Origin of the sequence: Butyrivibrio sp. INlla21, from assembly GCF_900116875.1 — a bacterium.
Classification (GTDB): domain Bacteria; phylum Bacillota; class Clostridia; order Lachnospirales; family Lachnospiraceae; genus Butyrivibrio.
Genome location: NZ_FPCC01000010.1, coordinates 109,972 through 133,474 on the forward strand (window position 1 = coordinate 109,972; position 23,503 = coordinate 133,474).

24 protein-coding genes are annotated in these 23,503 nt (G+C 42.9%); 2 read left to right on the plus strand and 22 right to left on the minus strand.

Features of this window, described 5'->3' with window-relative positions:
• Positions 1–358 precede the first annotated feature (358 nt).
• The 19 genes from BM377_RS07825 to BM377_RS07915 all read right to left on the minus strand — a co-directional run bounded on the left by BM377_RS07825 (position 359) and on the right by BM377_RS07915 (position 16,629).
• A complete protein-coding gene (locus tag BM377_RS07825; RefSeq protein WP_092246331.1) occupies positions 359–2,098 on the minus strand; it encodes a recombinase family protein in 1,740 nt (579 codons plus the stop codon).
• Between the two features lie 12 nt (positions 2,099–2,110).
• Positions 2,111–3,166, minus strand: coding sequence for an ORF6N domain-containing protein (locus BM377_RS07830; protein ID WP_092246335.1), 1,056 nt, complete (start codon positions 3,164–3,166; stop codon positions 2,111–2,113).
• Between the two features lie 99 nt (positions 3,167–3,265).
• On the minus strand, positions 3,266–3,574 hold the full coding sequence (locus tag BM377_RS07835) for a helix-turn-helix domain-containing protein (protein WP_092246338.1): 309 nt from the start codon (positions 3,572–3,574) through the stop codon (positions 3,266–3,268).
• A 74-nt stretch (positions 3,575–3,648) separates the two neighbouring features.
• Positions 3,649–3,891 carry a hypothetical protein gene (locus BM377_RS07840; protein ID WP_092246341.1) on the minus strand — a complete coding sequence of 81 codons (243 nt, stop codon included), beginning with the start codon at positions 3,889–3,891 and terminating at the stop codon, positions 3,649–3,651.
• 181 nt (positions 3,892–4,072) lie between these two features.
• Positions 4,073–4,420, minus strand: coding sequence for a plasmid mobilization protein (locus BM377_RS07845; protein WP_177223831.1), 348 nt, complete (start codon positions 4,418–4,420; stop codon positions 4,073–4,075).
• Positions 4,421–4,868: 448 nt separating this feature from the next.
• Complete coding sequence (locus tag BM377_RS07850) at positions 4,869–5,507, minus strand: GyrI-like domain-containing protein (RefSeq protein WP_092246347.1); 639 nt, start codon at positions 5,505–5,507, stop codon at positions 4,869–4,871.
• A gap of 5 nt (positions 5,508–5,512) precedes the next feature.
• The gene (locus tag BM377_RS07855; protein WP_092246350.1) at positions 5,513–5,803 is read right to left on the minus strand and encodes a hypothetical protein; all 291 of its coding nucleotides are present in this window, start codon (positions 5,801–5,803) and stop codon (positions 5,513–5,515) included.
• Positions 5,796–6,161 (minus strand): MmcQ/YjbR family DNA-binding protein, encoded by a 366-nt coding sequence (locus tag BM377_RS07860; RefSeq protein WP_092246352.1) that lies wholly within the window; start codon positions 6,159–6,161, stop codon positions 5,796–5,798. The genes BM377_RS07855 and BM377_RS07860 overlap by 8 nt, the downstream gene beginning before the upstream one ends.
• 26 nt (positions 6,162–6,187) lie before the next feature.
• Positions 6,188–6,553, minus strand: a complete 366-nt coding sequence (locus BM377_RS07865) for a RidA family protein (protein WP_092246356.1) — start codon at positions 6,551–6,553, stop codon at positions 6,188–6,190.
• A complete protein-coding gene (locus tag BM377_RS07870; protein ID WP_092246359.1) occupies positions 6,540–7,466 on the minus strand; it encodes a helix-turn-helix transcriptional regulator in 927 nt (308 codons plus the stop codon). Before BM377_RS07870 ends, BM377_RS07865 begins: the two co-directional genes overlap by 14 nt.
• Before the next feature lie 104 nt (positions 7,467–7,570).
• Positions 7,571–8,143: a tyrosine-protein phosphatase gene (locus tag BM377_RS07875; protein WP_092246362.1), complete on the minus strand. Its 573-nt coding sequence runs from the start codon at positions 8,141–8,143 to the stop codon at positions 7,571–7,573.
• 3 nt (positions 8,144–8,146) lie between these two features.
• A complete protein-coding gene (locus tag BM377_RS07880) occupies positions 8,147–8,593 on the minus strand; it encodes a GNAT family N-acetyltransferase (RefSeq protein WP_092246364.1) in 447 nt (148 codons plus the stop codon).
• A gap of 45 nt (positions 8,594–8,638) precedes the next feature.
• Positions 8,639–9,277 carry a hypothetical protein gene (locus BM377_RS07885; RefSeq protein ID WP_092246367.1) on the minus strand — a complete coding sequence of 213 codons (639 nt, stop codon included), beginning with the start codon at positions 9,275–9,277 and terminating at the stop codon, positions 8,639–8,641.
• Positions 9,274–9,588, minus strand: a complete 315-nt coding sequence (locus BM377_RS07890) for a hypothetical protein (RefSeq protein WP_092246370.1) — start codon at positions 9,586–9,588, stop codon at positions 9,274–9,276. The genes BM377_RS07885 and BM377_RS07890 overlap by 4 nt, the downstream gene beginning before the upstream one ends.
• 136 nt (positions 9,589–9,724) lie before the next feature.
• A complete protein-coding gene (rlmD, locus tag BM377_RS07895; protein WP_092246373.1) occupies positions 9,725–11,545 on the minus strand; it encodes a 23S rRNA (uracil(1939)-C(5))-methyltransferase RlmD in 1,821 nt (606 codons plus the stop codon).
• Positions 11,546–11,586: 41 nt separating this feature from the next.
• Positions 11,587–12,078 carry a tRNA (cytidine(34)-2'-O)-methyltransferase gene (locus tag BM377_RS07900; protein WP_092246376.1) on the minus strand — a complete coding sequence of 164 codons (492 nt, stop codon included), beginning with the start codon at positions 12,076–12,078 and terminating at the stop codon, positions 11,587–11,589.
• A gap of 7 nt (positions 12,079–12,085) precedes the next feature.
• A complete protein-coding gene (locus tag BM377_RS07905) occupies positions 12,086–13,522 on the minus strand; it encodes a HAMP domain-containing sensor histidine kinase (protein ID WP_092246378.1) in 1,437 nt (478 codons plus the stop codon).
• Positions 13,523–14,224, minus strand: coding sequence for a response regulator transcription factor (locus BM377_RS07910; RefSeq protein WP_092246381.1), 702 nt, complete (start codon positions 14,222–14,224; stop codon positions 13,523–13,525). It lies immediately after the preceding gene.
• A 14-nt stretch (positions 14,225–14,238) separates the two neighbouring features.
• Positions 14,239–16,629 (minus strand): endonuclease MutS2, encoded by a 2,391-nt coding sequence (locus BM377_RS07915; RefSeq protein ID WP_092246384.1) that lies wholly within the window; start codon positions 16,627–16,629, stop codon positions 14,239–14,241.
• 167 nt (positions 16,630–16,796) lie between these two features.
• Here BM377_RS07915 and BM377_RS07920 point away from each other — a divergent pair, with 167 nt between their 5' ends.
• Together BM377_RS07920 and BM377_RS07925 are read left to right on the plus strand one after the other, a co-directional pair.
• Positions 16,797–18,134 (plus strand): S1C family serine protease, encoded by a 1,338-nt coding sequence (locus tag BM377_RS07920; protein WP_092246387.1) that lies wholly within the window; start codon positions 16,797–16,799, stop codon positions 18,132–18,134.
• Between the two features lie 38 nt (positions 18,135–18,172).
• Entirely contained in the window at positions 18,173–19,120 is a 948-nt protein-coding gene (locus tag BM377_RS07925; protein WP_092246390.1) for a 3'-5' exoribonuclease YhaM family protein, read from the plus strand.
• A 67-nt stretch (positions 19,121–19,187) separates the two neighbouring features.
• Here the strand turns inward: BM377_RS07925 and BM377_RS07930 are convergent, their stop codons facing one another.
• The 3 genes from BM377_RS07930 to BM377_RS07940 form a co-directional block, all read right to left on the minus strand.
• Positions 19,188–20,087 carry a carbohydrate-binding protein gene (locus BM377_RS07930; RefSeq protein ID WP_092246393.1) on the minus strand — a complete coding sequence of 300 codons (900 nt, stop codon included), beginning with the start codon at positions 20,085–20,087 and terminating at the stop codon, positions 19,188–19,190.
• Between the two features lie 42 nt (positions 20,088–20,129).
• A complete protein-coding gene (locus BM377_RS07935; protein ID WP_092246396.1) occupies positions 20,130–21,476 on the minus strand; it encodes a cellulose binding domain-containing protein in 1,347 nt (448 codons plus the stop codon).
• Between the two features lie 116 nt (positions 21,477–21,592).
• A partial coding sequence (locus tag BM377_RS07940; RefSeq protein ID WP_143104484.1) for a carbohydrate-binding protein occupies positions 21,593–23,503 on the minus strand: 1,911 nt, incomplete at its 5' end.

Here is a 23,503-nt window from a genome sequence, read left to right on the forward strand (position 1 = left end):
TGTGCCAATAATCTCATGGCACAAGTATATTATCGCGCCGCGTTTGTGTCAATTTAATTTTGGCACCAGTGCAACTTAATTCAGAGCTATTCATATAACAAGATGTACAATGTATTCAAATACTCAATTCAAAATCGGTAGAAAAAAGCAGAGGATAAAATTTCCTCTGCCTTTCAGAACACCCTATTTCAACTGCACTATAATCACCATTGATTTACATAAAACTCCATAGTTTCAAATTTCTCTTTTGAATAAGTAGTTATATCAAATGGTGTTGTTCCTGCTTTTACATCATCTACAAACGTACATTCTATATTAACTACATTGCCATCTTTATTCCGGCAAATTACCACAACAATTACATTATAAAAATCCCGCTCGTCTTCGTTAACAGGATGACCGTCTCGTGCGTTGGCAACTTTTCCAAGGGCAAGTTGACATTGCTGAGAGTGCTATTTTCCAGAGATATTCCACCTATCCTCGCCAGTTCCTCATCCTCCCGAACTACGGGAATCGAGAAGTTGAAAAGGATATTCTTTATCCAATTACCGTCTTTCCTGCGCTCCGAATAAAGTTCGATACGGTCCACAAAGGATTGCATGAACTTCTTCTTTTCCGCATCGGTACACTCCCTGTATATCTCATCAAAATGAAGCAAAAACTCATATATACTATCGGCAGAAATACTGCTCTTTTTAAGATCAAGTATCTGAACTCTGACCTCTGCTATAGCCTGTTCTGTTTCATCTATCGTATCATATTGGGAGTCCAGGCGCCTCTGTAAATCTGCGATCTTCTTCTCATAATGAGGTGTATTAACATCCAGACTGTCCATCTGCTGTTCGATACGTGTCTTGATACCCTCTGCCTGGTGGAGCTTGGCAGAAAGCACAGCCATTTCCTTCTCCATGTCTGAAGTATCGACAGTGGTACCGATCTTGCCCCGTATAGCTTCCTTAAACTTCCCTTCACGGGTCATTGCCGATATCAGCCGCTCAAGCATCCCGTCAATCTGAGATTGCTCGATATTGGTGCGGAAGGTACATTTATGCCCGGTAGCATTTACTGTGTTTTTGCAATAATAATAGTATCTGGTCTTATTATCCTTTGAATGAGCCTTGGCAACATTTCCATACATTCCTTTACCGCAGCAGGGACATCTGAGGATCCCGGAAAGAATATGCGCATGATCAGGATCATTCACCTTTTCCCGGCGATAATTATTCTTTGACCTCTTTTCCTGCGCCAGGTTCCATTCTTCCTCTGAAATGATTGCTTCATGGATTCCTTCGTAAATCGGGAACTCTGACTGTTCTACGACATGTGTTTCATTACGGGTACCGTTTTTCTTTTCGGTTCTTCTGCGCCCGTATGCGATCTTTCCCATGTAGATTGGATTATCAATGATCTTCTTAACAAAGCTGGTGGAGAATCCGGGAATCGTACCATTTTGCCTGAGTTTCTTGGTATAACCGTGATTGTTCAGATAATTGGCAACTCCATTGATCCCGTCATCGGTATTGATATAACGGTCAAATATCATACGAATAATATCCGCCTCATCCTCCGCGATCACAAGCTCCCCACTCTCAAGGGCGTATCCGTAAGGGGCAAATCCGCCATTCCATTTTCCTTCCCTGGCTTTCTGCATACGCCCGGCCATGGTCTGTACACGGATGTTCTCGCGTTCCATTTCTGCCACGGCAGCTATAATGGAGATCAAAAGTTTTCCGGCTTCCTTGGAACTATCGATATTATCCTCTACACAGATCAGATTCACACCGTAATCCTGCATCAGCTGCAGGGAGCTGAGCACATCCGCCGCATTCCTGCCAAATCGTGACAATTTAAAAACAAGGACGAAGCTGACCTCGTCCTTGCCATCTTCTATGTCATTTAACATCCGGACAAACTCTTGGCGTCCCCGGATATTCTTACCGGAATGCCCTTCATCACTGTATTCCCGCACAATCTCCATATTCTGAAAATCCGCATATTTCCGCATGGTTTCCCGCTGTGCATCAAGGCTGTATCCATCCACCTGGATGGCTGTGGATACGCGGGTATAGATGTAACATTTGACCTTATCCCTGTTCATGATTCTCCTTTCCTACGGTAATACAAGAACCGCATTTTTAAGCAATTTCTTAATGATCGGATCATATTTCTGAACCCCGAAATCTTCCACTATAGTTGTTATCCTGGCACCAGCATCCTTTGACGAAGCTCCGCAGAGAAATACTCGTTCATCCTTCGTCCCATAATCCAGCACGATAAAGCGATCGTGAAATACACCCCCCGTGTGCAGCATAGTTATTCTTAGCCCCGGATACTCTCGTAGAAAATCGTTATATTCCACATTGTGGAGTTTTCCACTGCCAACATTATCACTGAACAGCTTAATATCTACTCCTGACGGAACATTTTTAAGCATCACAAGCGTTCGCAACCCTATGTAGTTATCAATCACATATACAGATTTTTTCGCCTGACCGTATATAGATGAATAAGCTACATCGGCACTGCAGTATTTTGTATTATACAAAAGCCAACCATTATCCTCGTCACTGACAAAACTGTTCATCATATCTGCAAGCTCTGACTTTGTAACGACATCATTAAGCTGATCCATAACATCAGACATCTGTTTTTCAACGGATCCTATATCCATTCGGATTTTGCTAATCTCTGCCGTATTCTCAATCGTCTGCATGGAGAGCTGCATAACCTCGCGCTGCCCGATAAGGGATTGGTTGTCAAGGATATAATCCTTCATTTTCTTAAATGTCCGAATAAGGGCCTTGCTTTGTTTAGTGGCAAGTTCTCCTTTTAGGACTGTCATCAGCATGTATAGTCCTTGCTCTGTAAAAACATGCGGATTATACCTACTCTTTGAACTGATATTTGCGGACGAAAATTTCGTCCGCAAATCTTCCAATTCATCGTCTGAAAGCTCAAACATAAAATCCGAATCAAATTTGATAATGTTATTACGGACCTGCTCATTGAATCTTTTATTTGTATACCCATATATCTCCGCTATGTCTGCATCAAGTAATACTTTGTGACCACGAATATAATAAATTCGGTCACGCAAGTATTCCTCTGTAACCTCTATCACTGCTATCTCCGAATTGGTCAATTCGGATTTCTTCTTTTGATTCATGTAATTCCTTTCTTTTTGCGGTCGGTTTTTCGTCCGCAAAAATACGTCTGATAAGTAGTCGAATTCGACGGGGTTTATTTGAGGTGCAAAAATTCCACCTCAAGATTTCCCCTTCTTCTTTTTCTGCATCTCGTCATAATAAGCCTTGTACCGATAGATACTCCGCTCGCTGATTCCGTTGCGTTTTGCAATCTCCACCATGGTCATGCCCTGCTCGTGACAAACAATAAAATCATTGTAGATGGCCATCCATTTAGCATTGTGTCTTTGTCTGCCACAGGCTTTTCTTTTTTTGAAGTATTCAAGCTCCTCTTTCAGATTAGCATTTGCTTCCTTAAGTTCTGCATTTTCTTTTTCCAGTTTCTCGATTCGTTTCAAGGCCTCTTCAAGTGTCGTTATCTTCTTCATGAGCAGCTACCCCCTGTCATTTCTATTATGACAATAGTATATGCAGGAACCACTATCCTGTCAATCCTATTTCGTCATGCCGCGTCATTATTTTTATGTTGTCTTCGATAATCCTTCGATAATCTGTGATACCCAGACAAACGCTTCATGGTAACTCTGCTAAACACAACATCCAGCCAGACATTCGCCATCAGCTTCTCCAGCGCCCACCTCCTTTTCAACGACGGCCCGTATTTCAGAATCAGTTCCGTCATAACATCCACGCACCTTTCAAAAGCGGCATTTTCCTTCGGATCCTCATAATACTTTTTTCTCATCTTTCAATGTCCTTTCTTTTTCATACGTTCATTTCGGGGTCTTCACAAATTGGCAAGCAGTGCATCGGTGTACACCTGATGCGATTTTGCTTGTTGGGGAACATGCCCCAATCCCCCGGGATTGCCGATTTTCATCGACAAGCTACGCCTGCAGGCAGGCTCGAAAACCATTTTTCCGTAGTCACATGATTTCAAGCAATTTATCAAAATACTCTTTTACCGTTTCCAGAACTTTCTCATGCTCAGTTTTCATATCAACGATGACTTTCTCATCAACCCAGCCATAGGTATTAGCTGCTTTTGCAATCTGATTGATGTTTCTGCTATCGACGCACATCATCTTGGCAAGCTCATGAATTGCAGTAAAATCTACATTGATGCAATATCCATCGATTGCCATTTTTCTGATATATGCACTCATGTTCTTGAACCCCATTTGTTCCATCCTGTCCCGAATCATTTTTAATTCTTCGTCCGAAAGCTTAATATGGATCTGTCTGTTACACGGAAGATATTCTTGATTAAACATTTCTTCTCTCTCCTTCATAAAATGAAAAAGACATCCCTGAGGATGCCTGTGTTAATAGTTACCAATGTTTTTTACGATCCTCTCAAGCTGATCACCTCCCATCCTTATCCAATCCAGTCCTACGTAGTATAGTATCTGAATCACATTATCCACATACACTACGCCGCTATGTATTCTTCAAGCATCATCACCGCCTTTCATTTTTGTTGGATATGCACAATCATTTTTGTGAAGTATTTCCCATAAAATCGAGTACCTTTTGTCCATCTCTTCCCGGCAATTTACTACTTTTATAGAAACAGACATCCGCCTTTTGGAGTTTCCAGGCATCAAAAAAAGCCCAAACCACAAGGGGTTTGAGCTTTCATCAATAACCTGATAAATTTATGTTTCCCGATTTTTGGGTATAATAAACACACCCATAATATAGAACATGCGTTTTGTTTTGTCAAGTATCTTTCTTTCTGATCGGATGCCGGATCACAGTCTTCAGTTTCTCAGAGGCAACTTTTCTGGCATCACTCAGATATATCTCATGATGCAGTCTTTTATCGGAGATATCAAGAACATAACCCTGTTTTTCGATATAATCATGCATTATTTCAACTGTCGCGGGCTCATCATCATAAGGACCGATATGCATACACTGAACGCATACGCCCTCCTCAACTGTCAGAAACTCCACCTTAGAGAAATCCTGCTTTTTCTTCTTTGCTGCTTCATCCACTGCCCATCTAAAATCATACTCGCTCACAAAATCCGGAAGGCGTATCACAGAAATCCAATGGAATCTCTCCTTGTGTGCATAGTCAACACCGACCTTGCCTTCCATCCACCAGAAACCTTCCAATGGCGGAACCACATAATCGAAGTATCCATCTATCTGATGGTCGCCTTTCTTGCTCATCTTGATAGTAAAAGCAATCCCATATAACAGTCCTATTGCAGCTTTATATTCACCATTTTCATCGTTTGGATCGCCTTTGCCACGAACCGCAATATAATTCATCTTTGGAACCGATATTATTTCCGGTTTATCTTTGGGCATATAAAACTCTTTATATTCTTTCTTAAAATCAAATGCCATCGCACTCACCCCCTGAGCCTTTTTACTCTTTCGTCCACATTCTTCATAAACTCTTCCTCGGACATGCTCGGATCTCTCGTTTCCAGGATCAGATCGCACGGCAGTTTATTGCACTCTCCACAGGAATGAAAACCATTCTGAATCCTGCAACAATAATATATGGGACACTCTTTTCCTTCCGGTGCATGAAACACCTTACCGCAAACAGCATTGCAGCCCTTACACATTTCTCCGTAGCAATAACACGTACTGCAGTCCGAGCCACAGCAGCTGATCATTTCACTAAGCTCACTCATCTCCCAATATCTCCTTCTGCTTTTTCTTACTGAAACTTCCAAACACTATTTGATATGCTTTATCAAGCAGGTCCTTCAAGATGTCATCAGGCACCTCTCCATCAGCCTTTACCGAATTCCAATGCTGTTTGTTCATGTAATAGCCGGGGATTATGTCCTCATACTGCTTCCGCCAAAAATCTCCCTCCAAAGGTTCCAGTTTCAGCGTTATGTAATATGGCTTGTCATCATCATCCAGGCATATTGCAGCAAACATCTTCCCACCGATCTGATAGCGGATCCAGTTCCAATCCTTCTGCAGATCTTTGGTAACGCCCGGCATTTTCAGTATGTATTCATCAATCCATTCGTATTTCATATAGTCCCTTTCTCCATCAAAAATCCTTATCCGCAGTACGCAACAGCATCCACTTGGAATTGTAGGCCCTCTTTGCCGCCCACATGTGCAAACTCGGTCTGGATAGACTTTCGCACAGGATACTTTCCGCCAAATCTTTCCTTTATGATCTTCTCCATGACAGGGATATTCCAAACGTCCCTGAACAGACAATCCATTTGAACCACGGATTCAAGAGTAAGTCCGACCAGAGCAAGCCTTTCCTCCATGTTATCAAAAGCTCCATTTATCTGCTCTTCTATAGTTCCTCCAACATTTCCAACACAGTATCCTAAAAAGCAAAAGTCGCCTGCTTTAATGATTCCTGAATGTGCCCACTCTTCACTTACGTCGTATCTCTCAATTTCTCCCACTTTTCTTTCCTCCATACTTTCTGATCATTGATTCTGCCATATTCATAAGCTTTTCTCTTACTTCCACAGGCTCAAGTACCTCCACCTTATCCCCAAAGGTGAGCATCCACATAGTCAGATTCTCCATATCGCTGTAATCCCGGACCAAAAGAAGCCTTCCATCTTTCTGAACCTCATAGCAATCAGGCCCGAATTCCTCAACCAGTCTCCATTTCATATCCGGCTCAAATAATGCTTTGAGTACTATATTTCTTGGGAATGCAACTTCGGATGTAAGGTCAGGAACCGGTGCATTTCTGCATGTAAATACCAGTTCTGTTTCCCTAACCTTGTCCATGCGATTCAACTTAAACAGCCGGTAATCTTTACGTTTCAGGCACCATCCATACACATACCAGCTGGTCCATTTAAAAACGACATAATATGGTTCTATGGAGCGCTTGCTCTCTCCGGATGGTGCATAATAGTCAAATTCAAGAATATGCCTATTCTCTATCGCATCCTGTATGGTAGCTATCTTAGGCGCAAGCGATGTCTTGTACCAAGATGACAGATCGATCAAAATAGAATCTCTTCCACTGATAAGTTCTGATGATCCCGCCTGGATCTTTTCCATCAATTGACCGTAATACTTGCTTCCACTCACACTATCCAGGCTCCGAAGTCCGGCAAGGATCATCTGCATATCCCGGGATGTCAAAAGAGTCCTGTCCATTCGGTATCCGTTCATAATGGAGATACCACCTCCGGATCCTTGCATAGTGTGAATCGGTATTCCTGCCTTGCAAAGGGCCTCTATATCTCGGCCTATGGTTCTCCGGGACACCTCAAAATGCTCCGCAAGCTCAGGTGCCGTTATCATCTCCTTTTGCAACAGTATCGATAATATTCCGATCAACCTGTCAATCTTCATATGCTCACCCTCCTGCTTATCTTACCAAAGCAAACAAGACAGCTATATGTCCTGTTTTGTATATATTTTTTCCTGTATTTTGATAATCCATAAATTACGGATTATCAAAGTACAGGAATAGCCTCCAACACCCTCCTGATATTTTCTTCATTCGGAATAATGATATTTATATCCACCTGCGGATGTTCCCTAACATATGCAACAAGGAAGTCCATCAAATTTTCTTTTGTTTCCATATAGTCATCTATTATCACCCGGTCACTGTATCCCAGTTTTTTTAGAATGATTGCCGAAACAACACCTGTCCGATCTTTCCCGGCACCACAAAAATACATGACATTACTCTCTGCATTCATTATGGTGCTGATAATCTTATCCATCTGTTCGTCTATCATTCCAAGATAAGTTTCAGCCACCGCTTCAGGTGACTTCGGAGTATCCCCACCGCCGGTTACAGGCAGATGATAATAAGAAAATCCTTCTTCCTTTTCAAGCCGACATGGTCTGGATACATACTCTTTTTCTTCTCTAAGATCAACGATCGTAGTAATATCATTTTGATAAAGCCATCTCACTTCATCATCCGTAAGCTTACCCGGATAATCACTGCGAACATATCTGAAATTCCCGGTGGGAAGCGCTCTTGTATTTAGTGTCGTCTGTAGTATCGATCCCATAAATTACTTATCCATCCCTATCCATTGTATGAAAGCTGTCTTGTCACTGCTGTTATACCCAGCCTTTTCATAGAAATGCAGAGTCTCCAGCTTCTTTGATCCGGTAAGTAACATCATTTTATAGCAATTCTCCTGCTCCGCGATCTGCTTTGCGTAAGCCAGACATTCTCCTGCGTAACCTTTTCCTCTGTGATCAGCATGCGTTACTACATTCTCAATAAAGGCATACGGCCTTACGTTCCTTGTAAGATTCGGTATGATCACACATACACAGGAGGATATGATCCGACCATCAATCTCATTCACGATCAGATGATGATTAGGATCTTCAAGAATCTGTTCCCATGTTTCCTCTAAGTGCTTATCATGCTCTGGAATACTGTCTTCATGTAAAAACAGATACAGTTCAAGCAATGAATCCAAATCCTCTTTTACGACTTCTCGTACCATCCAAAAACCTCACATCAGTTGTTAGTTTCTTGCTTCTAAGAATCATTATTCTTCGTTTTCATCCTCTTCATCAAGATCAAACATGACTGAACTATTACCTATCAATGACAGTAATTCTTTCCGCTCTTTTCTTTTTGCTATATCCTCGATATCTTCATGAGAATCATCCACATAATCAATCAATAAATCATTAACCTTCCCCGCGCAAAGATCTTCCAGATACTCGTTTACTGAACCATCGTCGAAATCCAAAGCTTCCATTTCATCAAGCAACCTAAAAACACCCGTTCCACGATTTTTCTTGTAGATATATAGAAGCAGTTCTTTTGTTGCATTCTGCTCTAAAATCATTTGTTCATACAAAGTTCTTCTTTGTACAGACCAGAATACTCGTGCTGCTCTTGAAAAAGAATCTATTTCATAGGTATATGTATTCAATTCTCTAGCCTTTTCATGTATCAGCGAGTAATAGTGTACTGCCAGTTTTCCCAGCTCATTTATGTAAAACCTCTTAAATTCTTCAAACTGCACTGCAGCACATGGCTCATCAAAATTAAATTTTCCATTTAATCTCTTCAAAAAACCAATGAACAACTGTCGTAAATTTTTTTCAGGTTGTCCCGGATAATAATTTGCATATCTGAAATTATTATAATAATCCGCAAAAACGCCCAGCAGGCTCATAGCATTTTTTTCAAATTATCCTTCGAAAACTTATTAACCTCATGCTGTAAATCTATATGATTATGCTTCCCTAAGCACTTTGGCATGGAACTAACATCTGTTGGATCCGGCGCCACCAGGCAAAGGTATATTTTTTGCAACCTTTCTATTCCCACAGCACCTGTATATAATATGATGTTAATCTCATATGTATTATTCAATCCCCTGATGGACATTGCCTCTTTTGCTGAATCATAAATGAACTCACCGGCTATTTCCAATTCACGCCCCATATTAAGACTCTTAAAATCCCATATTTCATCTACAAGCATATTTTCCCTACCTTGATAATTGAAACCACATCACTGTTCTCGGTGCCAGAAATTATATTTTTACATTCCATCACAGCATTCAGTAGATTCAAAAATCCAAATTATATCCTCAATATTCCTTCAAGCATACAAAAATTTATATTACTCCATAATGTCTAAGTGCCTGCATGATTGCCTCTTCTTTCTCCGGTGTGCACTGCGGCTGTTTGGAATCTTCTGACTTTGGCTTGTTGTAGCTTTCTCCGACTTCCAGACCGCATTTTCTCTTTACCTGAGAAATGTATAGTGCAGACACTCTAAACCCCGTCTGTTCCCTTACATAATCCTTTATCTGCTCATATGTTGCTTTGCCTCTGAGTTCCGAAAGATCAAGGTTTTCCAAGGAGAAATCTATCTTTACATTTGTTGTCTCAGGCGCCTTGTTTCCTTTACTGTAACCGCTGATCACTCCAAAATCACCGGCTTTTACAGCGTCACTTCTTTCAGAACTTCCCTTGTTGATATTTCCCTTGGAAAGTTGAACAACAGTCTCAACATGCACGGTCCAGGGGAACATGTCGCAGGGTCTGACTGCTTTGAGTTCGTAGCCGCCGTCTGCGAGAATACGAAGGTCTCTTGCGAGAGTCGCGGAATCGCAGCTTACATATACGATACGTTCAGGTTGCATTTTGAGCATCGTTTCGAGGCAGACCGCATCACAGCCTTTGCGTGGAGGGTCAACGACGATGACATCGGGGCGAAGCTCCGCGCCGTCGCTTGTGCTGCCTGCGACACTACGCTTTTTATCATAGAACTTGGGAAGGACTTCTTCGGCCTTTCCGCAGTAGAATTCCGCATTGGTTATGCCGTTTCTAAGGGCGTTCCTCTTGGCGTCCTCAATGGCTTCGGGAATAACTTCGATACCATATACTCTGCCTGCTGCCTTCGCCATGGACAATGTAATTGTTCCGATTCCGCAGTAGAGATCCCAAACAGTTTCTTTTCCCGTCAAGCCGGCATATTCGATTGCCTGCTCATACAGCTTCTTGGTCTGAACCGGATTAACCTGGAAAAATGAAAGCGGCGAGATTTCAAATTCAAGTCCGCAAAGGGTATCGCTTATCGTGTCTTTTCCGTAGATCGTATGAATCTCAAGGCCCATGATAACATTGGTCTTCTCGGTGTTTATACTCACGGAGATGCTTGTCATTCCCTTGACCTTTGAAAGCTTTTCAACTAGCCCTTTCTGCGCAGCAATATACTCAACAGACGCGCCATCGTTTCCCGCTTTCTTCGCAGATCCAGCCCCCGCTCTGTAATTGATAACAAGACAGACCATTATCTCTCCGCTTGTAAATCCTTTGCGAATAAGAACATGGCGAACAAGTCCTTTCCCTGACACCTCATCATATGGAGCGATCTTGTTCTCTTCCATATGAGATCTGATGATCTCCATTATCTCTTCGTTCTCTTTTACCCCGATATGACATGCAGTGGTCGGAATGATACTGTGCGTTCTTCCTGCGTAGAATCCCGTCACGACATTTCCGTTCTTATCACATCCAACGGGAAACTGCGCCTTGTTTCTGTATTCCCAGGGTTCGTCCATTCCGATTATGGGTTTCATAATACTGTCGACAAACTTCGCGTCAAAGCCTCCGAGCCTTACGATATTGTTCCTTACTTTATTTTGCTTGTAGAGAAGTTCTCTTTCGTAAGACATGTTCTGGAGCTGGCAACCGCCGCACTGACGCGCAATAGGACACTTTGCCTCAACTCTGTATTCGGATCTTTTTACGACCTCTTCAAGATGCGCATAGGCATAGTTCTTCTTGGCCTTCATGATCTTGGCTTTTACAACGTCGCCGATAACCGCGTCCTTAATAAAAAGGGTATAGCCGTCTATCTTGCCTATGCCCTCTCCATCATTACCTATATCTGTAATTTCAACTTCAAAAATATCGCCTTTGTTCTTCATACATCCTACCTAAAAAATGGGCCGCCACCCCGGAACCATTCCTACTTCCAGCTCAGCCTATGAAGCTCGCCTTCTCTCTCAAGTCCCTTGAAATCGTTCTGTCTGAGTGCTTCGTATAGAACGATGGCAACGGAATTGGAAAGATTGAGCGATCTTATATCTTCACCCATGGGAATCCTAATGCAGGTTTCTTCGTTTTCGACAAGAATCTCTTCGGGGATTCCCGCGCTCTCTTTTCCGAACATAATATAGTCATCCATGCCAAAAGAGACTTCGGTGTATGTCCTCTTTGCCTTGGTTGTAGCCATCCAGATCTTGGCATTCGGGTGCTTTTCTTTAAAGTCATTAAAGTCTACATACCTTGTAAGATCAAGCTTCTTCCAATAATCCATTCCGGCTCTTCGCAGTTTCTTTTCATCGATCCTAAAGCCGAGAGGTTCTATAAGATGGAGATCCGTTCCCGTTGCGACGCAGGTTCTTCCGATATTTCCTGTGTTCTGTGGAATCTCCGGTTGATGTAAAATAATGTGCATTTCTAAATTACTCCTCGTCATCGGCATCCATCGACTTAGCCTTGGGAAGAGAGAAGATAAACTCCGTTCCGACACCGGTCGTACTGATGACATTAATATTTTCTTCGTGGGCCTTAACTATCTCTTTTACAATGGCAAGGCCAAGACCCGTTCCCTTCTTATCCTTACCTCTGGACAAGTCGGATTTATAAAATCTGTCAAAGATAAGCTTCTGGTCTTCCTTGGGAATACCGATTCCGCTGTCCTTGACGGAAACAAAAACTTTGCTGTGTTTCTCGGTTGTTTCAATCTTGATCGAAGAATCCTTGTGACTGAACTTGATCGCGTTATCAACAAGATTGTAGAGAACCTGCTGAATCTTGCTCATATCGGCATTGACGAGCATCTTTTCCTCGGTAAGCACAAGCTCTATGGCAATCTTTTTATCAAGACATGTTCCTTCAAAAGACTCTGCGACATTTCTGATAACCGCGTTGATGTCAAAGTCGCTCTTATCAAGGAGCATTCCCTTGGTGTTGAGATTGTTGAGCGTAAGCATCTCATTCGTCAGTTTGGTAAGTCTGTCAGTCTCATTTATTACAATCCCAAGATATCTGTCATGCATCTCCGGCGGAATAGTTCCGTCCTGCATTGCGATGAGGTAGCCTTTTATGGATGTAAGCGGCGACCTGAAATCATGTGATACGTTTGCGATAAACTTCTTTTGATCTTCTTCCTGACGCGCAATCTCGCCCGCCATATATGACAGCGAAGCCGCAAGGTATCCCATCTCGTCCTCGGATTCTACGGAAAACTCATAGCCCATGTTTCCGACGGCATACTGCTCAGTCGCCGTTGTGATCTTTCTAAGCGGCAGATACACAAGCTCTGTAAAAAAGATAAGGATGATAAGCGACAACAGGAAAAGAACAATAAGCATAAGATATGATATGTTCAAAAACCCGTCTGCCGAAGCCTTGATCTTGGAAATCGGTTCATGAATAATGACATATGCCTGCACCTTGTAATTGGCAGTGATCGGCGCAAAAACGCTGAGCGTCTCTTCGTTAAATGTATTCCAAAAAGTTCCTGTCGTGTAATATGTTGTTCCGATCACAGTTGGATCGAATCCAACGATCACGTCTTTCTTGTTCTGCTCGAGAACTCTTGAAGAATCAAGAACCAGCCTTCCGGACGGATTTACGATCCAGATCGGCGAACCGCCCATATAACCTGAAAGCGCCACCATCTGCTGATGCACGGCTTCAAGCGAGGTCTCGCTGTTGTACAGATCTGCCGCATAGGTATTGGCTATCTGCGTGGCTACCTGATACATGCTGTCAGCCTTGTCACGTCTCAGCCTTTCATAGGTCATACCATACACGAAGGTCGCAACAACGATAAACCCGAAAATGGCAAATAACAGATATGCTAAAAGAAACTTTAAATAAAGCGTCCTCTTCATTTACTGAACTACCTCAAATTTATATCCAATGCCCCAAATAGTTTTAAGGCTCCAGTTCTCATGGTCTCTTAATTTCTCACGAAGCCTCTTGATGTGAACGTCAACTGTTCTTGTATCGCCCACATACTCGTATCCCCAAATCTGGTCAAGAAGCTGCTCCCTTGTAAAAACATGATTGGGAGAAGCCGCAAGAAAATACAAAAGCTCAAGTTCCTTGGGCGGCATGTCTACCCTGTCTCCCATATAAGTAACAGAATAGTTGGTCATGTTTATCTCAAGATCGGGATATCTTACAACCTTGTCATCAGACTCGGAAAGCTCCTGAGTCTGAGGTTTATAGCGGCGAAGAACCGCCTTTACTCTTGCCACCAGCTCTTTTGAATCAAAAGGCTTTTCCATATAGTCATCGGCGCCCATCTCAAGTCCGAGCACCTTATCAAAAACCTCTCCCTTTGCAGAGAGCATGATTATCGGAACCTGTGATTTGGTCCTTATTTCTCTGCATACCTGATATCCGTCGATTCCCGGCAGCATCAGATCCAAAAGAACAAGATTGGGTGCAAAAGAATCAAAGACGTTGATCGCCGACTCTCCGTCATTGCAGATCTTGGTCTCAAAGCACTCCTTTATAAGATATAAAGAAATAAGCTCTGCGATATTATTGTCATCATCTACTATTAAAATTTTCTGTTTGGCAACCATTTTACCTATCCCCTTCATTTGATAAATGTAACTATTGTAACGCCGGCGTCGCCTTCGCCGAATTCTCCGAGTTTAAAAGACTTAACGTAAGGCACGCCCTTTAGATAATTGTGCACCGCCTGTCTGAGAATTCCGGAGCCTTTGCCGTGAACTACTCTGACGTTGTTAAGATGCGCCATATACGCGTCATCAAGATATTTATCCAGCGCCGCTATTGCATCGTCGCTGTTCTTGCCTATAAGATTGACTTCCGTCTTGATATTGGAAGCCCTCGAAAGATCCATCTTGGAACTTCCGGTATTTCTTCCGTAGAACTTTTTCATTGCCGTCTTGGCATCATCGTCACTTATGATAACGAGATCGCGAATATTCGCTTTGGTTCTCATGATGCCGCACTGAACAAAGAGATTGCCGTCCTTATCGGGCTTGGAACTGATCGTTCCCTTTAGTCCCATAGACACGATCTTAACGGATTCACCGAGCTTAAGCTGAGACTCCTTAAGAATGGGATGTGTATCCTTTGGCTTTTCTTTCTTTTGAATCGCCTTGTTCTTGTCGGAAACCTTCTGTCCGATGCCCGTCCTTGCTCTCTCAAGATCCTGCATGGATGCATTGGGTCCTGCTTTTCTGAAAGCTCGTATGGTCTCATCCGCAACATTTTTGGCTTCCTGAAGGATATCTCTTGCCTTCTCGTTGGCCTCTCTTAAAATCTCTTCTCGCTGACTGTCGAGCTTACTTGATTTCTCTTCAATCCTGCGCTTTAATTCTTCTACTTCCTTCTTGTACTGCTCGATCTCGAGTCTCTCGTTCTCGATCGTTTTTCTGCTGATCTCAAGGTCCGCAAGAAGGTCTTCAAACTTTTTATCTTCCGTGCTTATCTGCTCTTTTGCTGCTTCGATTATCTCTTCGGAAAGACCGAGCTTTGAAGAGATCGCAAACGCATTACTCTTTCCGGGGATTCCGATAAGAAGTCTGTAAGTTGGCTTTAGCGACTCAACATCAAACTCGCAGCTGGCATTTTGTATGCCGGGCGTATTGAGTGCATATACCTTGAGCTCGCTGTAGTGCGTTGTTGCGAGCGTTCTTATCTTTCTCTTGTGCAGATCGTTTAAGATGGATATCGCAAGAGCCGCTCCCTCTGTGGGATCCGTTCCCGCTCCAAGCTCATCAAAAAGACACAGCGAATTCTCGTCAGCATTTTTCAGTATCGATACCGTGTTGGTCATATGAGATGAGAAAGTAGAAAGAGACTGCTCAATACTCTGCTCGTCTCCTATGTCCGCATAAACTTCATTGAACACCGAAAGCTCCGACTTATCTGCCGCAGGTATCGCAAGCCCGGCTTGTCCCATAAGTGTCAAAAGACCTACCGTCTTAAGCGTTACTGTCTTACCGCCGGTATTTGGTCCGGTTATGATGAGCATATCGAAATCGCGACCTGCGTATACATCTATCGGCACCACCTTGTCTTTTGCAATAAGAGGATGTCTTCCTTTCTTGATATCAAAAGCATGATGGTCGTTGAATATCGGTGTGATCGCATTTATCTCAAGTGCATATGATGCCTTTGCAAAAACAAAATCAAGATCCGTCATGATATCGCAGTTATAGCCTATTGCCGCCGCATGCGGTGCTATCTGAAGGCTAAGCTCAAGAAGTATTTTTTCTATCTCAGCCTGCTCCTGAAGCGACATCTCTTTTAACTTATTATTTAGTTCGACAACCGCCGCGGGCTCTATGAAAAGTGTTGAACCAGAAGATGACTGATCGTGAACGATACCGCTTATCTGCGACTTATACTCGGCCTTGACGGGAATGCAGTATCTGTCGCCACGCATTGTGACAACGGCGTCCTGAAGATATGTCCTTGAGGCTCCGTTTATCATCTTTCCGAGCACATCTCTGATCCTGTCGTTCGTAAGCATGATTCCGCGCCTAATATGTCTCAAAGCGGGACTTGCATCAGAACTCATCTCATCTTCCGATTTGATGCACCTTCTGATCTCCTGAGATATAAATGTAAGCGGCTCCAAGAGCTCAAAGCTCTCCGAAAGAGAATCTCTTTTCTCGTCATCTCTTTCCGCACGTCCGTATGATTTAACTCTGTTGACGTTATCGAGGAAAGACGCAAGGCCAAGGAGCGCTCCCATATCAAGTGCGCTCTCGATCTTGAGCGCCTTAAGAACTCCCTTAAGATCCTTATTGTCGCCAAAAGAGATTGAACCTTTTTTGAAAACTCTCTCTATTGCATCATTCGTCTTTTTCAGGTTCTTCCTGATCTCAGCGATGTCCGAAGAAGGCTCAAGTTCAAGGCACATCTTCTTTCCGGGCTGAGATGAAGCGTGTTCGGCGAGTTTCTCTATTATCTTATCGTACTCAAGTACGTGTAATGCTTTTTGGTTCATGTCCTGTAAATCCTTTATTTCACATAGTTATCCAAAGTACAGTTTACCATTTTAAGTGTACCGTGGCTAGTGCGGTTATGCCAAATCGCAGAAATATCGGCACTTTCGCGGACTGGTATTCAAGGTAAAAAACATTTATAATTAAGCAATACGGCGGAGGTAAAAAAATGCCTACTAATCCTGAAGAAAATAAAAAAGATACCAGCTTTATAAGCGAAAAGATAAAGCAGCGTCCGATCAACAGAAAAAAGCTGCTAAGAAGAACTATCATAACGATTTCCCTTGCGGTTGTTTTCGGCATCGTTGCGTGCCTTACTTTCCTGGTGCTTCAGCCTGTTTTTAACGACACGCTTTATCCCGAGAATTCACCCGAAAAGATTTCTTTTCCCGAAGAGACTGTAAACGACGAGCTCTCTCCCGAGGAGATGTTTGCCAATGACAATGCTATTGCCGCAAGCGAAGCAATGAGTCTTGAAGAAGATGAGAAAAATAAGATAGACGAAGCGCTTGCCTCATATTCTTTTTCCCAGTCCGACTACGGTAAACTCATGTCATCACTTAAACTCGTGGCAGATGAAGTCGGAAGAAGCGTTGTTACGGTAACTTCTGTAACAAGCGACGCGAACTGGATCAATGATTCATATGAGAGCAGCGGAAGTGCTTCCGGAATAATCGTAGCGGATAACGGCACCAATCTGTATATTTTGGCACCTTCATCTGCTGCTTCCGATGCAAAGAGTATACGCGTGACATTCTGCGACAACTCAACTGCAGATGCCACTTTAAACCTTATGGATACCGTCACCAACCAATGTGTTATCGTGGTTAAAAAAGCCGATCTTGATGAGCACACCACAAAGAGCATAACGACGGCTGCTCTTGGAAGCTCCAACTCAGGCAATCTTACCGGACTACCCGTCATCGCAGTCGGCAGTCCCATGGGGATTAAGGATTCAATATGTTACGGGATAATCACCTCGGACAAAGCGCCTCTTAATCTCGTTGATTCATCATACAAACTGATCACAACGGATATAAGCGGAAGCTCCTCCGGAAGCGGTGTTCTGGTTAATTTAAGCGGAGAGGTTGTGGGCATTATCGATATGACCTACTGTCCCACCGATATACCGAACCACATCAGCGCGATCGGTATTTCTGAAATGAAAACACTGATCGAGAATCTTTCCAATGCTACGAACAGGCCGTATCTGGGAATCCACGGAACAACGGTTCCCATTGATTTTCAACATGATAAGAATGTTCCCGCAGGCGCCTACATCACGCAGATCGAAATGAGTTCTCCGGCAATGCACGCAGGACTTCAGAGCGGTGACATCATTGTAAGGATCGGCGACTATGCTGTTAATTCATACGAGCAATTTGCATCCAGGCTTGCTCAATGTGAGCCGAATGATATAATAACAGTTACCGTTATGAGGCAGTCTCCTAACGATTATATCGAGATTCAGATGGAAGTTACTCTCAAGAGTTCAACACATAATTAAATTTATTACTATACAGTAATTAGAAATGAGGATTTAAAATGAAGTTTATCAAGGATCTTACTCCCGGCGACAGAATTGCCGACATCTACATGTGCAAGCACAAACAGAGCGCCACTACCAAGAACGGCAAGGAATACTATTCTGTTATCTTGCAGGATAAAACGGGCACTGTAGATGCCAAGATCTGGGAGCCAAACAGCGACGGCATTGATGAATTTGACGATACGGATTACATCGATGTGTTCGGTGAAGTTACAAGCTTTAACGGCGCGATACAGGTCAACGTAAAGCGCGCAAGAAGGTGCCATGAAGGCGAGTATGATCCTTCTTTGTATCTACCTGTTTCTTCCAAGGACAACGACGAAATGTACAAAGAGCTTCTTGGCATAATCGGAACGATCAAGAATCCTTATCTTAAAAAGCTCCTTGAAGAGTTCTTTATTCAGGATGAAGCATTTATCACCGCATTTAGAAAATCCAGCGCAGCCAAGACTGTTCACCACGGATTTATCGGCGGATTACTTGAACATACATTGAGCGTAACCAAGCTTTGCGATTACTTCTGCACTGCTTATCCCATATTAAAAAGAGATCTGCTCTTAACAGCAGCTATCTGCCACGATATAGGAAAGACAAGAGAGTTAAGTCTCTTCCCTACCAATGATTACACGGATGAAGGTCAGTTCCTCGGACACATAGTTATGGGCGCCGAGATGGTAGGTGATAAGGCAAAAGAGATCCCGGATTTCCCCGTACTCCTTAGACAGGAGCTTCAGCACTGCATTCTTGCTCACCACGGAGAATATGAATACGGCTCTCCCAAAAAGCCTTCCATAGTTGAAGCGGTAGCGCTTAATCTTGCGGACAACACCGATGCCAAGATGGAGACATTTACTGAGCTTCTCGGTAACATTACAACTCCCGGATGGCAGGGCTACAACAAATTCTTTGAAACCAATATCTACGATTCCAAGATGGATATGTAAATAAAAACGCCAGCCTGTTATTTGCAGGTCGGCGTTTTATTATTTATCCGTTTTCCTTAAATTGTTTTTATTCACAATCTTCGGAAGCATTTATCACCATGCTTGATACGCACCACTTATCAACAGAAGCCTGCCCCATTACGTTTACAAAATAAAGATCGTGAACACCTGAAAGGCTTGGGATTTCGTCTGCGATATAACACTTATACTCATCATTTGTGCCACTCACCATGATTTCATCCAAGCATTTTCCATCGATTCCGCCGTCTCTTATCTCTATAACCGCCGGGCTGTTACTCTTAGCCAATACCATGAAAGAATTCGCTCCGAATTTCAGATCTACATTTTCAGATTTGAAATAATCACCTTCCTTAGAAAATGATACAACCTTTCTTCCGGCATCTTCTGAAATTGCCGATTCTTCAAAGCCTGTTCCATTCTCCGCTTCTACATAGTTATATGGATCAACGGTTGAAGCGTCATCGGGACCTTTTCCGAATGCCGTCCAATTATCTATTGAGCATGCACCGTGGGTACATACGAAATAGATCTCGTTTATTCCGGAAAGACCATTTGTCGGAGCGGAACAAAGCTTATACTCGCCATGAGTTGCGTCTACCCTAAGTTTTGCGATAAGACGGCCGTCTATCTTTCCGCTTCTTACTTCAACAATTGAAGGCTCATCAGCCTTGTAGTTAATATCAATTCCTGACAGTCCCTTATCAAAATCAACATCAATTATTCTGAAATAATCGCCTTCCTCAAGTGACATGACTTTTCTTCCGTCGGCCTCTGTGGACTCACATACCGAGCTTCCGAAGTTTGCTTCCGCTTCGACACCACCGTACGGATGTATGCTGGGTCCGCGGTGTCCCCAGGGATCTCCTGCCGCCACCGTTGTGCACATCAGCATAAACGTGGTTCCTGCACATAAAATACTTGATACTACTCTTCCTTTTCTTTTCACTTACTCTTTTACCTCCTATAAAGTGTTTTTATATACAATTGATTACTCAATCATATAGCGAACCGTGTCCTCATTAAGAGTTCCTTCTCCTCTTATACCAAATTCAATTGTCTGTCCGGGAGCGATTGTTGTATTCCATCCCTGAGGAGTGATCACATAAAGATTGTCATCTTCTTCGATGTTTACACACCAGCTGTCTTTTATGTTGATGTCAACTTTTCCCATTGTTATCTTCCAGCCTGTTTTCGGCTCATCGGAATTGTTGGTAAGCTTAAAGTTGACCTGATAGCCTTCGCCACAATCGTTTATTGAACCCTCAAGCTCAAGCTCAGGCTTAGCGGGCTCTTCGGGCTGCTGTGGAGTTTCAGGCTCCTGCGGTTGTTCCGGTATTTCGGGAACTTCCGGCTGCTCAGGAGTTTCAGGCATCTCCGGCTGTTCAGGTGTCTCGGAAACCTCCGGTTGCTGTGGTTCCTCAGGGTCAATCGGTTTGTCGTTGTTTCCCTTTGGCTTCGGAGCATTGTCGATTGCCCTCCAAGAATCGAAATCAACAGGGTTATTTACCGTGAAATACACATCATGCATTCCTGTGATATTGGATGTATATGCCATGCAAGTTCCAAATTCAGGCGTTCTGATCAGTGCTCTTGCAATAGGTTCGCTTTCGGGATCATCAAGATGAATCTCCATTACCGTGTCGTAATATCTGGTTCTGGCAGTTATCTCTATGCCCTTAAGTCCCTTTGAAAACATAACATTTTTTAGTGAAACCATTTTCACTTCACTGATCGGCGAATATTCGGTACCATCTTTATCATAGAAGTTTCCGCCGTTTTCCATTGTCTCTGTTTCAACGGTCTCATACGGATTTACAACTACCGGCGGCTTATTGATATCCTCTTTTGCAGGTGTCTTTCTCTCCGCAATCCACGCATCTATGTAGCAGGTACCCATCGTGCACACAAAATAAATATTATTTTTTCCATAGATATCATCTGTCGGACAAGCAAAGTTATCATATTTTTTGCTTTTATTTATTTTGATCTCGCCAAGAAGCCTTCCGTCTTCTTTATCTCTTCTGACTTCTATGATTGCCGGCGTACCACCCCTGGCGTTTATCTTTAATTTTGAAAGTCCCTTATCAAAATTAACATCATTGACGTAAAAATAATCGCCCTTCTCAAGGCATATTACTTTTCTGGTCCATCCGTCTTCCTCTTCGAGAGTATATCCCGAAGTACCAAAGTTAAGCTCCGCCTCGATTCCTTTGTAGGGATCAAGCTGCGGTCCCGTGTACTCAAGCGGGTCTGCCGCTATTGTCGTAACGTTCTGCATCAAAAACACTGCTGATGCAATTAAAAAACTAAATACTACACTTCCTTTTCTTTTCACTTACTCTTTTACCTCCTAAAAATATAAAGAGGATCCAGTGATTGCCTGATGACAATCCCTGAACCCCCTTTTATATTGCGTTATTTAACGCCTATTATAACATATTGTTTTTTTGGTTATTCAACCGTGTAGTTAATGGTGCTTCCAACCTGGCCTCTTCCGATCATACCAAACTCTGTTGACTGACCGTTGGCAAGAGTTGAGTTCCATGACATAGGAGTGAATACATAGTAATCACCTTCCTGAGAAACATTTACGCACCAGCTCTGATTAACGTTGATATCGCTCTTCTTAACCTTAACCTTCCAGCTGTTAACCGTCTTTCCTGAATTGTTTGTAACCGTGAAGCTGAGCTGATAACCATCATTCCAGCTGTTTTCTTTGTATGTAGCCTTAACTCCTGTTTCTACTACAGGCGGAGTTACAACAGGCTCCTTGTACTCTGTTACCTTCCAAGAATCAAATGAAATAACTCCGTTTGCTGATACAAAGTAGATATCTTTCTTACCGCTCAGATTCTGTGATGATTTAATTGTAAGCTCTTTAGCATCACCGCTTACTGTTGCTGAACCTAGAAGTGTTCCTGTTGCTGAGCCAAGTCTTACTTCAAGCTTTGCCGAAGCGGTTGAGCCTGCTACAACCTTGAATTCAGAAACACCATTAGAGAATACTACATTCTTAGCAACTACATTTCCGCCGTTCATGATACTTACAGCCTGCTTGCTAGGTGTAAGCATTGCATTAGTATAGCTTGCTGAAGGTATTGATTCTGCTTCAACCTTGTTGTAAGGATTGATGTCCTCATATACAGGAGGCTCTACTACAGGAGGCTGGTCTATCGGTGTTGATCCTGCCGGCATAGCGTTCCAAGAATCAAGCGTTACCGAGCCGCCCTTAGCCTCAAGGTAGATATAATGTGTACCTGTTACATTTGTTCCCGCAGGAAGCTTTATGTATACCGGTTTGGTCATGTCTATTCCAACAGAAACACTTCCGATAGGTTCGGTAGCATCATCAATATATACATTGAGTTTAACCTTAGGAAGGTTAGTCTGTGCATATACGCCAAATCCTGAAAGCCCCTTGGAGAAGTCAATGTTCTGTACAAGGATGTATCCGTTGTCGTTGATAACTACGGACTGCTTATTAGGCGAAAGCATTGCGTTTGTCAAAGCGTTGGAATTTTCTGCCTCTACCTTGTTATAAGGGTTTACAGTCTGTCCAACAGGAGGAGTTACCACTGTTCCTGAAGCTCCTACTGCCTGCCAAGCATCAAGTGTTACTGATCCGTCCTGTGCTTCAAAGTAAATGTAATGATTTCCGGTGATATTTGAGGAAACCTTAAGTTCGGTTGCCTTAGTCATATCTGTTCCGACATTTACTGTTCCTATAGGTGTTAATGAATCATCGATATATACATTTAACTTTGTTCTAGGTGCAGATGATCTAGCATATACGTTGAAGGATGCAAGTCCATCTGAGAAATCAAGATTGTCGATACGGATGTATCCGCCTGCATCGATCACAACTGACTTTCCACCTGCAGGTGCCAACATAGCTTTAACAAATTTTGAAGTATCAGCTGTCTCTGCCTCAGTCTTTACGTAAGGATTAGTTCCATTACCTACAGGAGGTGTTACTACTGTTCCGTCTGCAGCTTTTGCCTGCCAGTAGTCAAATGTGATGCTTCCATCCATTGTATCTACGAAGTACAGGTCGTGTGTTCCTGTTACGCTCGCTGTGGTATTGAAGTTGAGCTCTTTCGCTTCTGTTCCTACCATGAACATTGCGATGCGCTCTCCGTCAGCCTTATCAAGTCTTACTTCAAGTCTGCTTGCTGCAGTTCCCTTTGCCATAACTGTGATCGCTGACAATCCCTTTGAAAGGTCTACATTCTTTGCTACTGCATATCCGTTCTTGTTGATAAGTACAGACTGCTTGTTAGGTGCAAGTAATGCAGAACTAAGCTCAGCAGAATCCTCTGCCTCAACCTTCTGGTAAGGATTTACTGTTCCACTTACAGGCGG

Bases quoted from the DNA above. Each gene is read 5' to 3' on its own strand.
- BM377_RS07885 (WP_092246367.1), bottom strand. From the start codon at position 9,277: ATGAGCCTGCTGGGCGTTTTTGCGGATTATTATAATAATTTCAGATAT.
- BM377_RS07890 (WP_092246370.1), bottom strand. From the start codon at position 9,588: ATGCTTGTAGATGAAATATGGGATTTTAAGAGTCTTAATATGGGGCGT.
- BM377_RS07910 (WP_092246381.1), bottom strand. From the start codon at position 14,224: ATGGTTGCCAAACAGAAAATTTTAATAGTAGATGATGACAATAATATC.
- BM377_RS07845 (WP_177223831.1), bottom strand. From the start codon at position 4,420: ATGTTTAATCAAGAATATCTTCCGTGTAACAGACAGATCCATATTAAG.
- rlmD (WP_092246373.1), bottom strand. From the start codon at position 11,545: ATGAAGAACAAAGGCGATATTTTTGAAGTTGAAATTACAGATATAGGT.
- BM377_RS07905 (WP_092246378.1), bottom strand. From the start codon at position 13,522: ATGAAGAGGACGCTTTATTTAAAGTTTCTTTTAGCATATCTGTTATTT.
- BM377_RS07900 (WP_092246376.1), bottom strand. From the start codon at position 12,078: ATGCACATTATTTTACATCAACCGGAGATTCCACAGAACACAGGAAAT.
- BM377_RS07920 (WP_092246387.1), top strand. From the start codon at position 16,797: ATGCCTACTAATCCTGAAGAAAATAAAAAAGATACCAGCTTTATAAGC.
- BM377_RS07830 (WP_092246335.1), bottom strand. From the start codon at position 3,166: ATGAATCAAAAGAAGAAATCCGAATTGACCAATTCGGAGATAGCAGTG.
- BM377_RS07880 (WP_092246364.1), bottom strand. From the start codon at position 8,593: ATGGTACGAGAAGTCGTAAAAGAGGATTTGGATTCATTGCTTGAACTG.
- BM377_RS07925 (WP_092246390.1), top strand. From the start codon at position 18,173: ATGAAGTTTATCAAGGATCTTACTCCCGGCGACAGAATTGCCGACATC.
- BM377_RS07825 (WP_092246331.1), bottom strand. From the start codon at position 2,098: ATGAACAGGGATAAGGTCAAATGTTACATCTATACCCGCGTATCCACA.
- BM377_RS07835 (WP_092246338.1), bottom strand. From the start codon at position 3,574: ATGAAGAAGATAACGACACTTGAAGAGGCCTTGAAACGAATCGAGAAA.
- BM377_RS07915 (WP_092246384.1), bottom strand. From the start codon at position 16,629: ATGAACCAAAAAGCATTACACGTACTTGAGTACGATAAGATAATAGAG.
- BM377_RS07840 (WP_092246341.1), bottom strand. From the start codon at position 3,891: ATGAGAAAAAAGTATTATGAGGATCCGAAGGAAAATGCCGCTTTTGAA.
- BM377_RS07855 (WP_092246350.1), bottom strand. From the start codon at position 5,803: ATGAGTGAGCTTAGTGAAATGATCAGCTGCTGTGGCTCGGACTGCAGT.
- BM377_RS07875 (WP_092246362.1), bottom strand. From the start codon at position 8,143: ATGGGATCGATACTACAGACGACACTAAATACAAGAGCGCTTCCCACC.
- BM377_RS07850 (WP_092246347.1), bottom strand. From the start codon at position 5,507: ATGGCATTTGATTTTAAGAAAGAATATAAAGAGTTTTATATGCCCAAA.
- BM377_RS07870 (WP_092246359.1), bottom strand. From the start codon at position 7,466: ATGAAGATTGACAGGTTGATCGGAATATTATCGATACTGTTGCAAAAG.
- BM377_RS07860 (WP_092246352.1), bottom strand. From the start codon at position 6,161: ATGAAATACGAATGGATTGATGAATACATACTGAAAATGCCGGGCGTT.